We start from the raw sequence: 16,281 nt of genomic DNA on the forward strand, positions 1-16,281 counted from the left end.
ATTATGGCAAATAAAAAAATATTATTAGTTGAAGATGATCCTAATTTTGGTACTGTTTTAAAAGATTATCTTATGTTAAACGACTATTCGGTTAGTCATGCAAAAGATGGTCTAGAAGGATTGATTATGTTTAAAAATGATGAATTTGATCTTTGCATTTTAGATGTAATGATGCCCCGAAAAGATGGTTTTTCCTTAGCTAAGGATATTAGAACCACCAATACGGATGTGCCAATTGTTTTTTTAACGGCCAAAACCATGAAAGAAGATGTTTTAAAAGGTTATGAATCTGGAGCAGATGATTATCTAAATAAGCCATTTGATTCTGAAGTTTTATTGCATAAAATAAAGGCAATTTTGCAACGTAAGGAAATAGATAATAGTGCCGATGATGAAAAACACGAATTTCAAATCGGTAAATTTTTCTTGAACTCTAAATTAAGGCATTTATCATTTGACGGCGGAGACCCTCGTAAACTATCACCAAAAGAGAATAAATTGTTAAAAATGTTGGCTATACACTTAAATGATTTAATGCCGAGGGAATTAGCCTTAACAAAAATTTGGAGAGACGACAACTACTTTACTTCAAGAAGTATGGATGTTTACATTGCCAAGCTCCGTAAGTATTTAAAACCCGACCCTAATGTAGAAATTATTAATATACATGGCGAAGGTTTTAGATTAATTGTTGGTGAAGAAAATTAAAAAAGATTAATTACTCAAACAAAAGAGGGGAACATGTACATGCTCCCCTCTTTTTCTAATATGAGTTTTGTTTATCTACCCTCTTTAGTTTCAATACCCATTACTTTACCTTTTTGATTTACAAGCAATATATAAGGGTTTCTTTTACGTTCTATCTTAAATCTGTAAATCCTGTCCGATTTGCTATTACGAGACCCTAATTTATAACTTATATCCTTAGATATTTTGTATCCTGAATAATTTTTAAGGGTTTCTTTTACACTATCTGGCACTTCTGCCATCTGCACTTTATAAACTTGTTCTTCTTGTTTTGAGGATTGAGCATTGCTATTTTGCAAACCTATATAACCGAAACAAATCAAAACAGCAATAATTCTTATATTTTTCATTATTCTTAACTTTAAATTTTATTATTTTCTAGAGCTCCAACTTGTATTATACCTACCGCCATCAAAATCATAACCCAATACTAATAACGGTGTTCCGTATGATCCTAATTGAACAGATTCATTGATATTAAATTGATAGCCCAAACCTAGATACATTTTGTCTTTCTTCATTCCCAATAAAGGAGAAACAGATAATGGTTTAAAACTTTGATCATTTAAAAATCGAGTATTAATACCAGCCCAATAATAACCATCATCAGTTAATTTTCTAGCTTTAAAGTTAATATCTGAAACTGAACGTCCATCACCTTCAAAGTATTTAAAAAATAAAGAGGGCTCATACTCATATTCATCATTATCGCTTAAAAACGTATAACCAGTATATAAATAGTAGTTTCTTAATTTAACAGGCTCTGTATTATCAAATATTTTAGTTGTTTTATTCAAGATATTAGATGCATTAATACCTACAAAATAATTTTTAACTCTATACAAACCTCCAACTTCAAAATTATGATTAGCTGTGGATTGACTTGCCCCAACATTTGGATCGTTGTGGCCCGTGCCTGTACCATCATCAAATTTATCAGTATCAATTTTAAAATGATTGAATTTATAAGACAATCCAAATGATAAATATTCATCATCCGCTTCAGATAATGTCAAATGATATGCATAAGATAACTGAGCACCCATTTGTTTTGTATTACCATTTCTATCGTTATACAAAATAACACCAATACCAGTGGTTTCATTTATTCTGGTATCATATGATAATTGCTGAGTTATTGGTGCATTTTTTACACCTAACCACTGAGCTACACCGCTTAAACGCAATTTATGCACATCATCAATACCTGCATAGGCAGGAGAGATAACAAAGGTATTCTCTACCAAATATTGCGAATAAGGTGATAGTTTTAACTCTTGTGAATTTGCCATAAAAGTAAAGGCAAATAAAATAATAAAAATATATTTTTTCATTGGGTTGACTAGTTTTTAATATTATCTATACAAAGTAACATTGCCTTTAAATTCTCTTTCATCGCTTGGTGCATTTAGTTTAATGATGTACCAATAATCGCCAGATGGTAATAGTTTACCCTTGTAACTTCCGTTCCATGACTTTTGACTTCCTTCATAACTGGCAATCAATCGTTGGTATCTATCAAATATTTTAACTGTAATATTTGGATATATCTCTATATTTCTTGGATACCAAGTATCGTTTATACCATCACCGTCAGGTGTAAAGAAATTGGGTATTTCAATATCTTTTACTTCTATTATTTCAGAAACAATACAACCTTTATTATCTTTTACATAAAAAGTATAGAAGCCTGCACCGCTTACCGTAAAAATATTATTAGCTCCAAAATCCTCATCTTTAACTTCAGGAGAAACAAACTCTTGATCGTTTTTTAACATTGCATATTGATATTCTGGTTCACCATTAGAAGCATTAACAATATATTCAATTAGAGAATTTGCTGTGTTTTGAATATCAAGACTTACAGGAGTGTATGCTTCAACGTTTACAACTACTGGTTCATCGGTACAACCTGTACTTGTATTTCTAACTCTTACCGTATGCTCTCCGTTTGGCACATCTTCAAATATATTTGAAGATTGGTACGAACCGCCATTTAAACTATATTCTACTTCATTTAGATATTGAGCTGCAACGTTTGCTATAATTTGATTTTCCGACCCTTCACATTTAAATCCTGCATCAGCGGTAAATTCTAAGAATGTTAACTGATCTATGGTTACAGATTCTGAAGTATCACAAGTATTAACGCCTTTCTCTTTACGAATAATTACTTGATAATCTCCACTTGTAAGTCCAGTAAAACTAGACGATGATTGGAAATTTGCACCTCCATCTATACTATAGGTCAATGTGTTACCTGCTGTATTCTGACTCACATTAACATTAATTGAGCCATCAGTACCTCCAAAACAAAGTACATCTTCTTTTTCCACTACATACTCAATTTCTTCATCAAAATCAATATTGGCAACTGTAGTTGTAGTACAACCATTGGCATCTCTTACAGTAATTGTATGATTTCCTTCTGTTGTAACTTCAAAAATATTTGAGTCTTGATAACTTGCACCGTTATTTATACTGTATTGATAAGGTGCTGTACCTCCAGTACCTGCTGCCTCTATCCTTCCACTTAGGGCGTTGCCGTTACATGGCATTATATTATCTAAAACACTATTTGTAGCTTGTAATAATGTAGGCTCGCCAATTGTAAATTGTTGTTCATCAAAACAGCCATCAGTATTAGTAACTCTTACCGTATAAGTACCAATGTCTAAGCCTTCAAAATCATGAGACTTATCAGCCGTGGGTCCTACGGTTGAAATTACTGTACTACCTTGAGATAATCTATAGGTAAAGGTGGCGGCATCATCAACCACAGTAATATTGACTTTACCATCTTCACTGTCTTTACACAACGCATCTGATGGTGTAAATGTTACATCTAGTCCTAAAACTGTAATTACTCTAGTAGTAACTGTACAACCTGTTTTGGTTTGTGTAACTGTATATACACCAGGCCCTGTAACCGTAATGGTTTTACCAGTACCCAAATTGTTATTATCTTCATCTACCCATTCGTATAAGTTGTATCCGTCGTGTCCAGAAATTGTTAAATTGTTATTACAAAATTGTTCAGTACTATCAAATTGACATGAGCTAGTATCTACAAATAAATCCATTGAACCAACATTTGGCAAACCACAACCATTAATCCCTATTAGACCTGGTTGATCTGAAACATTTTCTCCTGAAGTTACCCCACCATAAGACGAACTAATAGTATTCTCTAGTAAGTTGGTACAAGCATCGGTATAATCAAAACAATTGTCAGATGCAGTAACTTGATATCTTATATTATAAGAATCAATATTTTTTAATACAAGTGAATCATCAATTGTAAAAGTTATTTGTCTTGTCGCTGCATTAAATGTATAAGTAATTAAACCAGGTGCTAAAGGAATTCCCGATTCATCTAAAAATTCAAATGTGGTATCATCTAATGATACATTTATTGGTAGTGTATTTGTAACAACTGTATTTGTTGCATCATCCGTACCTATATTTTTAAAATTAATATTATACCAAACCGTAGCACCAAGTGGTACAGGCGAATTAAACGTTATAGGATTGTTACTGGTATCTTCTACACTGGTTAAAACCTGTAAAACAGGCTCAATAATATTAATTGAAAATGTATTTAAAAAAGTAAAAATATGATCTCCTCCCGTAGTATTGGTAACACGGACCGTTGCTCCTGTTTCACCATTTCCTATAAGTGCATTACCTCCATTTAAAGGTGTAAAGTCTAATATTTTTTGATCCCATCCTAAAGTATTAGTACTATTTAAATTTCTATTAGTAACTATAGCACCATCGTGCGTAATATTACTGCTGAAAAAATTATCTACATCATTAGCCGCATCATACAACGGGGTAAAAGTGGCATTTGCATCTGCTCTAAATTGCATTTGGTCTCCATATAGACCTAAATCACCTTCCAATGCAGCAACTCCAACTTTTCCTTCAACAGGCCCAGAGGGTGGTGTCGTAAATCCAGAATAGCTGAAATCAACGATTTCATTAGGAGCATTTCTAACTGCAGACATTCCATCAAAAGTGCTAATATACTTCCTTGGTTCGGACGGATCTTCGTAAACTATTACCAAAGACCACCCAGCTGCATTATTTGTTCCTTCATTTGTACTTAAATCTGCTACATAATAATCCCCGTTAGGATCTGTTATTGAAGTTACGATACTTGTAACATCCTTATAGTAAATTAAATCCAATTCTTCCCTTTTTGTTACATCAACTATATCAGCAGTTATGGTCTGGTAAGCACCTCCAGGTATTTTAAACTTTACCACATTTGGTGCAGGTGTAGAAGGAGCTCCCACGGCTCCCCAATACAAACCAGCATAAACCACTCTATTACATGATCCTGTAGTAAAATTTGCACTACTGGAATTAAATGTTGATGCATCATTGTCAATATCAACAAAAACCATATCAATATCATTGTTACGGTCTGTGCCATTATAAGGTTGGTTACTGGTTTCTCCTAATATTGAGTTACCGATTATGGTCAACTCACCATTTATACCAGTGCTTTCATATCTTTTTTCAAAAGGAACTGTAGTTTGTGCATTTGATACTAATGGAAAGATTAATAATGCTATTAGAATTAAAAGTGTTATGTAAATAAAATTACACTTTTGAGCAGTTTGGGTAGATTTCATGTCATAAAAGTATTTAGCGAATTACTAGTTAAACGAATGTATGTTTCTTTTAGTATGCAAATAGTTATTAAGACCTAAAATTTTCTACTATCGAGTATATTGTAGCGAATGATTTTTGGACAAAAATTCTAAAAAAGAATTATTTTTAGGAGATATATTTATGTGCTTAATGTCGTGGTATTTAAACCAGAGTTAAAATAATTTATACAGAGAAAATCTAGAAAAATTATTTTTTAAAAAGTGAAATTTTTACTAAAGATAAAATAACATAAGTAATTATTATTAAAGGAATTGAAACAATATTAAAAATTAAAACTAACGTAATGGAAAGTACCAAAAATAATAGTTCTATAAAGTTATTTTTTAACGAGAAGTTCTTAAATTTTAGGGAAAAAAGAGGGATTTCAGTATTCATTAAAAAGCTAAAAACCAATACCACACTTACAAGAAAATAAATATTTGAAATTAAATTGATAATAAAATCATTAGCACTGTAAGCTAAGATAACAGGAAGACTAAGCACAAACAATGCCATTGCAGGCGTAGGCAAACCTATAAATGAAGAAGTCTGGCGTTCATCCAAATTAAATTTTGCCAAACGATATGCGGCAAATACAGTTAATAACAAACCAACAAATGGCAATAGTTGAATAGGCTGGAATTTAAAGCCTGTCCATATCATCGTTTCAGTATTCTCAACTGTGGTATATTTCTCAAAGAAAGATGCCTCAAAAGATTTTTGATTCACCGAACGCATTAACAATTGGAACATTACAATGCCAGGTACCACCCCACTAGTAACGACATCTGCTAAAGAATCTAACTGCAAACCCAATTCACTTTGCACATTGAGTAATCGTGCTACCAAACCATCAAAAAAATCAAAGAATATCCCGATTAACGCAAAAATCGCCGCAGTTACTAAATCATTATTTGCCGCGAACATAACTGCAATTACACCTGATAACAAATTTAATAAGGTAATTATATTGGGAATATTCTTTTTAATAATATTTGGTTTTAGTCCGTAACAAATTTAGAGAAATATAAACAAACTCATTTTAAATTTTAATAAGATAACTCTGTTAATAAAATATAGGGATACTATTTTGTATTTTATTATGATTTCTTACATTAGCAAACATACAAAAATCCCAAGCAATTTAATGTCAGAGCAAGCCAAATATACTGAAGATAATATTAAATCATTAGACTGGAAAGAGCATATCCGTATGCGTCCGGGTATGTATATTGGTAAATTAGGTGATGGTTCTTCTGCAGATGACGGTATTTACATTCTTATCAAAGAGGTAATTGACAATTCTATTGATGAGTATGTGATGGGTGCTGGTAAAACCATTGAAATTTCTGTCAGAGATAAAACAGTAACGGTTAGAGATTATGGTCGTGGTATTCCACTAGGGAAAGTAGTTGATGTAGTTTCGAAGATGAATACGGGTGGTAAGTACGATTCTAGAGCTTTTAAAAAGTCAGTGGGACTGAACGGTGTGGGTACAAAAGCCGTAAATGCCTTGTCTTCACATTTTAAAGTGCAATCTGTACGGGATAATAAAACGAAAATTGCTGAATTTGAACAGGGTAATTTAGTTGTTGATGAAAAAGCACAAACTTCGTCGTTGCGGAAAGGCACAAAAGTGAGTTTTACTCCCGACGAAACCATTTTTAACAAATACAAATACAGAAACGAGTATATAATAAAAATGATTAAAAATTATGTGTATCTCAATCCGGGATTGACTATAATTTTTAACGGCGAAAAATATTTTTCTGAAAATGGATTAAAGGATCTGCTAGAAGAAAATATTGCCGAAGATGATATGGCGTATCCTATCATTCATCTGATGGGTGAAGATATTGAAATTGCCTTAACACATAGTAAATCACAGTATAGCGAAGAATTTCATTCTTTTGTTAACGGACAACATACCACACAGGGCGGAACACACCAAAATGCGTTTAGAGAAGCACTTGTTAAAACAGTTCGCGATTTTTTTGGTAAAAATTACGAGGCATCAGATGTTAGAAAATCTGTAGTCTCTGCGATTAGCGTTAAAGTAATGGAACCCGTTTTTGAAAGCCAGACCAAAACAAAGTTAGGCTCAACAGAAATGGGTGGTAAACTGCCCACCGTGCGGACATTTATCCTTGATTTTGTAAAGCGAAACCTGGACAATTACTTACATAAAAATCCCGATGCGGCGGAACAATTGCAAAAGAAAATCCTACAAGCCGAGCGGGAACGGAAAGACTTATCAGGCATTAGAAAACTCGCAAGAGCAAGAGCCAAAAAAGCAAGTCTGCACAATAAAAAATTACGCGATTGCCGTGTACATTTGGGCGATATGAAAAAAGACAATCGCTTAGACAGTACTCTATTTATTACCGAGGGTGATTCTGCTAGTGGTTCCATAACAAAATCTCGAGATGTCAATACCCAAGCGGTGTTTAGTTTACGTGGTAAACCCCTGAATTCTTTTGGTATGAGCAAAAAAATCGTTTATGAAAATGAGGAATTCAATCTGCTACAAGCTGCACTCAATATTGAAGATGGCATTGAAAACCTGCGTTATAACAATATTGTAATTGCCACAGATGCCGATGTGGATGGAATGCACATTCGCTTACTATTGATTACATTTTTCTTGCAGTTCTTTCCCGAATTGATAAAAGAAGGCCATTTGTACATTTTGGAAACGCCACTTTTTAGGGTTAGAGACAAAAAAGAGACGTTTTATTGTTATTCCGAAATCGAAAAACAGGAAGCCATCGAAAAACTCCGCGGAAAGCCAGAAATCACACGATTTAAAGGACTTGGAGAAATATCACCAGATGAGTTTGCTAATTTTATCGGCGACACCATTCGCTTAGATCCTGTAATGCTTGATAAAGAAATGTCCATAGAACAGTTATTGACTTTTTATATGGGTAAAAACACACCTGACCGACAAAAATTTATCATTAATAACCTAAAAGTTGAACTAGACCTAGTAGAGGAAGTATAATGCAAGAAGAAGAAAACCAACCTATAGATAACCCAGAAAACCACTCGGAAGAAACCATTACAAAGGTAACCGGTATGTACAAAGACTGGTTTTTAGACTATGCCTCGTATGTAATTTTAGAACGTGCTGTACCAGCTATTGATGATGGATTAAAACCCGTGCAACGCCGTATCATGCAGTCTATGAAAGATTTAGACGATGGCCGTTACAACAAAGTGGCTAATCTGGTTGGGCACACTATGCAGTACCATCCGCACGGTGATGCCAGTATTGCAGATGCCATGGTGCAACTCGGTCAAAAAGAGTTGTTAATAGATATGCAGGGTAACTGGGGAAACATCCTTACGGGAGATAGGGCCGCGGCATCAAGATACATTGAAGCCAGATTATCAAAGTTTGCCCTAGAAGTAGTTTTTAACCCAAAAACAACCGATTGGCAAGCTTCTTATGACGGCAGAAGAAAAGAACCGATAGATTTACCCGTTAAGTTCCCGTTATTATTAGCACAAGGTGCTGAGGGAATAGCAGTGGGCTTATCCACAAAAATACTACCACATAACTTTAATGAGCTTATTGATGCCTCTATAAAACATTTAAAAGGTAGAAGTTTTAAACTTATTCCCAATTTTTTAACGGGTGGTATTGCCGATGTTACCAATTACAATGATGGTAAACGCGGTGGAAAAGTTAGAGTTCGTGCTAAAATAGCTCAATTAGATAAGAACACACTCATAATTAGCGAAGTACCCTACAATACTACAACTTCTTCTTTAATAGACTCTGTACTCAAAGCCAATGATAAAGGCAAGATAAAAATTAAGCGGATTGAAGATAACACCGCCGCAGAAGTAGAAATTTTGGTGCATTTACCAAACGGTGTTTCGCCAGATAAAACCATCGATGCATTGTATGCATTTACCAATTGTGAAGTCTCCATTTCACCATTGTGCTGTGTCATTGAAGAGAACAAACCCATTTTTATTGGAGTTAGTGAAATGTTACGTAAGTCAACAGATCATACAGTGGCTTTATTGAAGCAAGAGTTAGAAATACAACTCAAAGAACTTGAAGAACAATGGCATTTTGCTTCGTTAGAGCGAATATTTATCGAGAACCGTATTTATCGCGATATTGAAGAAGAAGAAACTTGGGAAGGTGTAATTTCTGCCATAGATAAAGGCTTAAAACCATATACCAAGCATCTTAAAAGAGCAGTAATCGAAGAAGATATTGTCCGACTAACCGAAATCCGTATTAAAAAGATCTCGAAATTTGATATTGACAAGGCCAAACAACATATTGAGAGTTTGGAAGAAAAAATTGCCGAAGTAAAACATCATTTGGCCAATTTGATTGATTTTGCAATTGATTACTTTAAAAACCTAAAAACAAAATACGGCAAAGACAAAGACCGAAAGACAGAAATTAGAATTTTTGAGGACATTGTAGCGACTAAAGTGGCTATGAAAAACGCCAAACTCTATGTAAACCGTAAAGAAGGGTTTTTCGGTACATCATTACGTAGAGAAGAGTTTGTGGCAGATTGTTCTGACATAGATAATATTATCGTTTTCTTGGCGGATGGACGCATGATGGTTTCAAAAATTGATTCGAAGGCTTTTGTGGGTAAAAACATTATTCATATTGCAGTCTTTAAGAAAAAGGACAAACGTACCGTGTATAATATGATTTACAAAGATGGTAAGTCTGGTCCTACTTATATGAAACGTTTTTCAGTAACCAGTGTAACTCGCGATAAAGAATATGACCTAACCGCAGGTAACAAAGGCTCTAACGTACTCTATTTCTCGGCAAACCCCAATGGTGAAGCAGAAGTGGTTACCGTTCATTTAAGAGCCGTTGGAAGCATTAAAAAGCTGAAATGGGACATTGATTTTGCCGATTTAGCCATTAAAGGACGTGGCAGCAAAGGAAATACAGTTACCAAACACTCTGTTAAAAAGGTAGAACTTAAGGAAAGAGGCATTTCTACCTTAAAACCACGTAAAATATGGTTTGATGACACCGTACAAAGACTGAATGTTGAAAGTAGAGGCGATTTATTAGGTGAATTCACCGCAGAAGACCGGTTATTAATTATTACCCAATCCGGTAATGTAAAAACCATTAGACCTGAACTTTCTACTCATTTTGATGATGATATGATTGTGTTGGAAAAATGGATACCCAACAAGCCTATTTCTGCCATTCATTTTGATGGCGAAAAAGAAAAGTATTATGTCAAACGATTTATGATTGACAACCCCAATAAAGAAGAGTTATTTATTTCGGAGCATCCTAAATCTCAATTGGAAATTGTAGCGACTGATTTTAGACCGATGGCGGAGGTGGTGTTCTCCAAACGAGCTTTAGCAAATGACACTGTAAACTTTGAAGAGTTTATTGCTGTAAAAGGCATTAAAGCTATTGGAAATCAACTCACTACTGAAAAAATAAAACAAGTAAATTTATTAGACCCACTACCCTACGAGGAGCCCGAAGTAAATCAAGTTGAGGTAGTTGAGGAAGAGGAAATAGACTCTGAAACAGAAGCTGATGAGCCAGTAAAAGACACTCAAAAACCGTCTGCTAAAGAAACAAAAGATGTCAAAAAGAATGATGCTCAAGATGATGATAACAATACTGAAGAAGACGGTCAAATAACATTGTTTTAGAACTTCAATTCTTTAAGTGGGTTAGGGTAAGCTTTTGCAACCTCTTACGCTTCATCATATAAATTCGGAAAAGGATTAGGGCTTGCCTATATTCTATTCGGTATTTATTAAATTAGTTACTTAACCAGACAATATGACGTTAAAAGAAAGATTAGAATTTTGCAATATATGTGAAAATCGAAAAATTGATATGAAAGTTGGGCTTTTATGTAATTTGACAGATAAAAAACCAGAATTCGAGAATAAATGTGAATTTTTCATAAAAGATGAAAAAGAAGCCGAAAGAAAATTAAAACTTAAGCTTGACGGAACTGGAACTTCGAGAAGTCAAAATGGCTCATTGGTTCCTTCAAAAAATATTAACTACGGAACTTTCTTAACTATAGCTGGAATTCTCGTATTATTACTGTTATCTCCTTTATTTGGAGCAATAATTCTAACAGGAGGGGTTTCGTTTTTAATTAGAGGTTATTCACAGAAAAAAATCTTAGCGGAAAATAAATCTTTTAACGAAAAGTTGAATGAAAAATAATATAACGCACGCAGGAACTTAACATACCCAAACGCATTGCCCGAAATGCTAAGTAAATACAACATGAAATTTTACAAACCTCTATTTTCCATAATTGTAATTGTTGTACAACTGATTCTATCTCTGAAAGCTCATTTTCGATTACTTGAACGGATAAAAAATAACCCAGAATTATTTGAATTGATTAGCTATAGAGTAACTTACGACACCTTGTTTTTATTCGTTTTAATAATCGGATTTTATGAAATGTTAACGAAACCAGGTTGGTTTAAAACAGCAATTAGAATTTTCTTAGTATGCATTGTTTTAGGAACACAATTTTCAGGCCTTATCCCTATCGAAGACTTTTATTTTGGTGTTTATAATACCGCATGGTTTTCGGCGGTTATTGCCTTTGTAGCGTCACTATATAAAATTGCAAAAAATGTTGATGAAAAACGAAATGAAAATAGCACAAACAACAGCTAAACTTAACCCTTCCACTTAATATTACACCCAATACTCGGCTTTTGAAGAGCATTGTTTTCTTTACCCAACAATAAACAATCCAAAGCATTGCGTAAATCCTTACCAGTAATTGCTACTCCATTGCCAGGTCTAGAATCGTCTAATTGTCCACGATATACTAATTTTAAATCCTTATCAAAAACATAAATATCTGGTGTACAAGCAGCATCATACGCTTTAGCCACCTCTTGGGTCTCATCATACAAATACGGAAAAGGATAACCTACGTCGTTTGCCAACTTTTTCATTAAATACGGAGCATCTTGCGGGTAATTTTCTACATCATTAGAAGAGATAGCAACAAAAGAGATTCCTTTTGAACCATAATCATTAGCAATTTTAACCAACTCATCGTTTACATGAATTACAAACGGACAATGGTTACAGATAAAGAAAATAACCGTTCCTTTTTCGTCTTTTAAATCAGTCAAAGACATCATGTCGTCACTTACGGTGTTTATCAATTCAAAATCTGGGGCTTTTGTCCCTAAGGGAATCATATTTGAGGGTGTTCTCGCCATTATTTGAGTATTTATATCGAAAGAATCTATATTTGGTCTGATAAATCAATTCTTTTTCCTTGTATTTTCGTTAAAAATACTCGCTTTAGCTATGGCTAGAACTGCGTTTTTTGCCTCAATTCAAAAAAAATATTTTAATTTAATTTAAACCAAATATAGATTCTTTCGATATTATATTTGTAGTTTTATAGTTTAAAATTACTAAAAATATGGCAGACACTATTTCTTTTGAAGATTTTACCAAAGTCGATATCCGTACAGGTACAATAATCGAGGTAAACGAGTTTCCGAAGGCTAAAAAACCAGCCTATCAGCTGACGATAGATTTCGGCAAATTAGGTATTAAAAAATCTAGTGCTCAGATTACGAAATTGTATTCAAAAGAAGATTTACTGAACAAACAAATTACCGCTGTCGTTAATTTCAAACCCAAACAAATAGCCAATTTTGTTAGTGAATGCTTAGTATTAGGCATTGAAAACGACAAGGGCGAGGTTACACTTTTAAAATCTGCAACAAAAACAATTAACGGAACAACTGTGAATTAAAATTCCAATCCCGATAGTTATCGGGATAAATTCCAACTATTTACAAAACCTAAATGCCAGTAACAACCAATACACATCTACAAAAATTAGCAGAAAAACTGGCTGGCGAACTCTTTTATGACGATTTACATAAAAGTATTTATGCCACGGACGCTTCCGTGTATCGGAAAATTCCGTTAGCTGTTGCATTTCCTAAGCATATCGACGACCTAAAAATCCTTATAGATTTTGCCCAAACCAATCAGATTACGTTAATACCGAGGGCGGCAGGTACATCACTGGCCGGACAATGTGTGGGTGATGGTATTGTGGTAGATATTTCAAAACATTTTACCGAGATTCTCGCATTTGACGAAAATGCTAAAACCATTACGGTACAACCTGGCATTGTAAGAGACGAGCTCAATCTTTACCTGAAACCTTACGGATTGTTTTTTGGTCCCAACACCTCAACTAGTAATCGCTGCATGATTGGCGGTATGGTAGGCAACAACTCTTCTGGAACTACTTCTATTCAATACGGTGTTACACGTGATAAAATTATTAAATTAAATACTTTACTTTCAGATGGTTCAGAAGTATTATTTAAATCATTAAGTAAAAAAGAATTTAAACAAAAAAGTGTTGGACATAAATTAGAAAACAGTATTTATGCTACCCTTTTACATGAGTTATCCAACAAAGAAAATCAACAAGAAATTGTAAACGAATTTCCGAAACCTTCTATTCATAGAAGAAATACAGGCTATGCAATTGACGAGTTATTAAATACTGATGCTTTTACGGATGCTGAAGAAAACATCAATATCGCTAAACTACTCTGCGGAAGCGAAGGTACATTGGCATTTACAACTGCTATTACCTTACAATTAGACGACTTACCTCCACCAAAAAGCCTAGTGGTTGCAGTACATTTTAAGAGTATTCAAGAAAGCTTAGAAGCTACGGTTATAGCCATGAAGCACAATTTATATACCTGTGAATTGATGGACAAAACCATACTTGATTGTACCAAAAATAATCGCGAGCAACTAAAAAACAGGTATTTTGTTGAAGGCGACCCAGAAGCGATATTGTTACTAGAAATCAAAGCTGATTCTGACGAAGAAACCAACAGGTTAGCCGACATTTTAATTGCCGACTTGCAGCAACACAAGTTCGGTTATGCCTATCCTAAATTAGTTAATGAAGACAGCTTAAAAGCCGCTGAACTCCGCAAAGCTGGACTGGGATTATTAGGAAACATAGTAGGCGATAATAAAGCCGTGGCTTGTATAGAAGATACTGCAGTCGATTTAAACGACTTACCCGCTTATATCAAGGAATTTACCGCAATGATGGACAGTTATGGGCAAAAAGCGGTGTATTACGCCCATGCTGGAGCTGGGGAATTGCACCTCCGCCCCATTCTGAACCTTAAAAAATCAGATGATGTGGTGCTGTTTAAAACGATAACCACTGAAACTGCCAAACTCGTAAAGAAATATAAAGGTTCTTTTAGTGGCGAACACGGTGATGGTATTGTGCGTGGCGAATTTATTCCACTCATGATTGGTGATAAAAATTACGAATTGCTCAAACGTATTAAACATGCTTTTGATCCCAATAACATTTTTAATAAAGGAAAGATTGTGGATGCTTTTCCGATGGATGAATCGTTACGGTACAAAATTGACCGAAAAGAGCCTGAAATTGGAACCCTAATGGATTTTTCAGATTCTGAAGGCATTTTAAAAGCAGCAGAAAAATGTAATGGCTCAGGCGATTGCCGCAAAACCACTAACATGGGCGGAATGATGTGTCCGAGTTACAGAGCCACCTTAGATGAAAAAGATACCACAAGAGCAAGAGCCAATGCCTTACGGGAATTTTTAACGAACGGAACAGATAAAACCAACAAGTTTGACAATGCAGAACTCAAAAAAGTTTTTGACTTATGTTTGAGCTGTAAAGCCTGTGCCAGTGAATGTCCTAGTAATGTGGATGTCGCCAGTTTTAAAGCGGAATTTTTATACCAATATCAGAAGGTTAATAAACCTTCGTTTAGCACTAAAATGTTTGCCAATAATGTAAAATACAACAAGCTAGGCAGTATTTTTCCGACATTGACCAATGCTATTTTAAATACTTCGATATCTAAAAATATTATGGGCATTGCCAAGGAACGGAGCATACCCAAATTAGCAAAACAAACCTTAAAAAAGTGGATTAAACAAAATGAGTCCGAATTAAAACCAGCACAACCCGCAAAAGGAACACTAACCCTTTTTTGTGATGAATTTACCAATTTTTTTGATGTTCAGGTTGGTGTTGATGCCATACAATTACTGTCCAAATTAGGCTACAATATCAATTTTATTAATCATGTAGAAAGTGGTAGAAGCCATATTTCTAAAGGTTTTTTAGATGAAGCCAAAGCATTAGTCGATAAAAATGTTGCTGTTTTTAAGGATAATATTGATAAAGACAATCCACTTATTGGGCTAGAACCTTCCGCTATTTTATCATTTAGAGATGAATACTTACGCCTAGCAGATGATAAAGAAGCGGCCAAATCTCTAGCAACGCATGTGTTTACTATTGAGGAATTTTTGAATCAAGAAATTGCAAAAGGAAATATTACTTCTGCACAATTTACTGGTCAATCCAAAGAAATAAAAATTCATGGGCATTGTCATCAGAAGGCATTATCTAGTATTTCAAACACGTTTGCCATGTTAAATTTACCCGAAAATTACAACGTAACCATTATAAATTCCGGTTGTTGTGGAATGGCAGGATCCTTCGGTTATGAAAAAGAGCATTATAAATTGAGCATGCAAGTTGGCGAGCAATCACTCTTTTCAAAAATTAGAAAATTCGATCCTCAAACCGAAATTTCTGCTGCTGGTACCAGTTGTCGACATCAAATTTATGATGGAACGGAAAAGGTGGCGTTGCATCCGGTGCAGCTGCTTTTGAAGGCTTTGAAACAGGTTTAATTTTGTTTTTTTGTGAGTTATCAATTATATTAATCCTGATTATTCGTTTTATTTCATAGATGGTTCGTCACCCTGAACTTGTTTATTCATTAATTACTTATTAA

12 protein-coding genes are annotated in these 16,281 nt (G+C 34.3%); 7 read left to right on the forward strand and 5 right to left on the reverse strand.

All coding sequences use genetic code 11. The features are described from left to right. Positions 1–3: 3 nt before the first annotated feature. On the forward strand, positions 4–708 hold the full coding sequence (locus tag U5A88_RS07510; RefSeq protein WP_354205178.1) for a response regulator transcription factor: 705 nt from the start codon (positions 4–6) through the stop codon (positions 706–708). 71 nt (positions 709–779) lie between these two features. On the opposite strand, the gene U5A88_RS07515 is transcribed toward U5A88_RS07510, so the two are convergent. From U5A88_RS07515 to U5A88_RS07530, 4 genes are all read right to left on the reverse strand, one after another. Continuing rightward, a complete protein-coding gene (locus U5A88_RS07515; protein ID WP_354205180.1) occupies positions 780–1,097 on the reverse strand; it encodes a hypothetical protein in 318 nt (105 codons plus the stop codon). A 21-nt stretch (positions 1,098–1,118) separates the two neighbouring features. Continuing rightward, entirely contained in the window at positions 1,119–2,081 is a 963-nt protein-coding gene (locus U5A88_RS07520; protein ID WP_354205182.1) for a PorP/SprF family type IX secretion system membrane protein, read from the reverse strand. A 21-nt stretch (positions 2,082–2,102) separates the two neighbouring features. Further along, the gene (locus U5A88_RS07525; protein ID WP_354205184.1) at positions 2,103–5,390 is read right to left on the reverse strand and encodes a T9SS type B sorting domain-containing protein; all 3,288 of its coding nucleotides are present in this window, start codon (positions 5,388–5,390) and stop codon (positions 2,103–2,105) included. Positions 5,391–5,616: 226 nt separating this feature from the next. Continuing rightward, on the reverse strand, positions 5,617–6,426 hold the full coding sequence (locus tag U5A88_RS07530) for a CDP-alcohol phosphatidyltransferase family protein (RefSeq protein ID WP_354208159.1): 810 nt from the start codon (positions 6,424–6,426) through the stop codon (positions 5,617–5,619). A 130-nt stretch (positions 6,427–6,556) separates the two neighbouring features. On the opposite strand from U5A88_RS07530, the gene U5A88_RS07535 reads away from it, so the two are divergent. The 4 genes from U5A88_RS07535 (at position 6,557) to U5A88_RS07550 (ending at position 12,088) form a co-directional block, all read left to right on the forward strand. Continuing rightward, complete coding sequence (locus tag U5A88_RS07535; protein ID WP_354205186.1) at positions 6,557–8,413, forward strand: DNA topoisomerase IV subunit B; 1,857 nt, start codon at positions 6,557–6,559, stop codon at positions 8,411–8,413. Continuing rightward, positions 8,413–11,088 (forward strand): DNA gyrase/topoisomerase IV subunit A, encoded by a 2,676-nt coding sequence (locus U5A88_RS07540; protein WP_354205188.1) that lies wholly within the window; start codon positions 8,413–8,415, stop codon positions 11,086–11,088. Before U5A88_RS07535 ends, U5A88_RS07540 begins: the two co-directional genes overlap by 1 nt. Positions 11,089–11,221: 133 nt before the next feature. Continuing rightward, positions 11,222–11,620: a hypothetical protein gene (locus U5A88_RS07545; RefSeq protein WP_354205190.1), complete on the forward strand. Its 399-nt coding sequence runs from the start codon at positions 11,222–11,224 to the stop codon at positions 11,618–11,620. A gap of 63 nt (positions 11,621–11,683) precedes the next feature. After that, positions 11,684–12,088 carry a hypothetical protein gene (locus U5A88_RS07550; RefSeq protein WP_354205191.1) on the forward strand — a complete coding sequence of 135 codons (405 nt, stop codon included), beginning with the start codon at positions 11,684–11,686 and terminating at the stop codon, positions 12,086–12,088. Between the two features lie 2 nt (positions 12,089–12,090). On the opposite strand, the gene U5A88_RS07555 is transcribed toward U5A88_RS07550, so the two are convergent. Beyond that, positions 12,091–12,648, reverse strand: coding sequence for a thioredoxin family protein (locus U5A88_RS07555; RefSeq protein WP_354205193.1), 558 nt, complete (start codon positions 12,646–12,648; stop codon positions 12,091–12,093). A 209-nt stretch (positions 12,649–12,857) separates the two neighbouring features. Here U5A88_RS07555 and U5A88_RS07560 point away from each other — a divergent pair, with 209 nt between their 5' ends. Next, positions 12,858–13,196 (forward strand): tRNA-binding protein, encoded by a 339-nt coding sequence (locus tag U5A88_RS07560; protein WP_354205195.1) that lies wholly within the window; start codon positions 12,858–12,860, stop codon positions 13,194–13,196. A gap of 53 nt (positions 13,197–13,249) precedes the next feature. After that, positions 13,250–16,177, forward strand: a complete 2,928-nt coding sequence (locus U5A88_RS07565; protein ID WP_354205197.1) for an FAD-binding and (Fe-S)-binding domain-containing protein — start codon at positions 13,250–13,252, stop codon at positions 16,175–16,177. Positions 16,178–16,281 lie beyond the last annotated feature (104 nt).

This window comes from Aureibaculum sp. 2308TA14-22, assembly GCF_040538665.1.
Taxonomy (GTDB): domain Bacteria; phylum Bacteroidota; class Bacteroidia; order Flavobacteriales; family Flavobacteriaceae; genus Aureibaculum.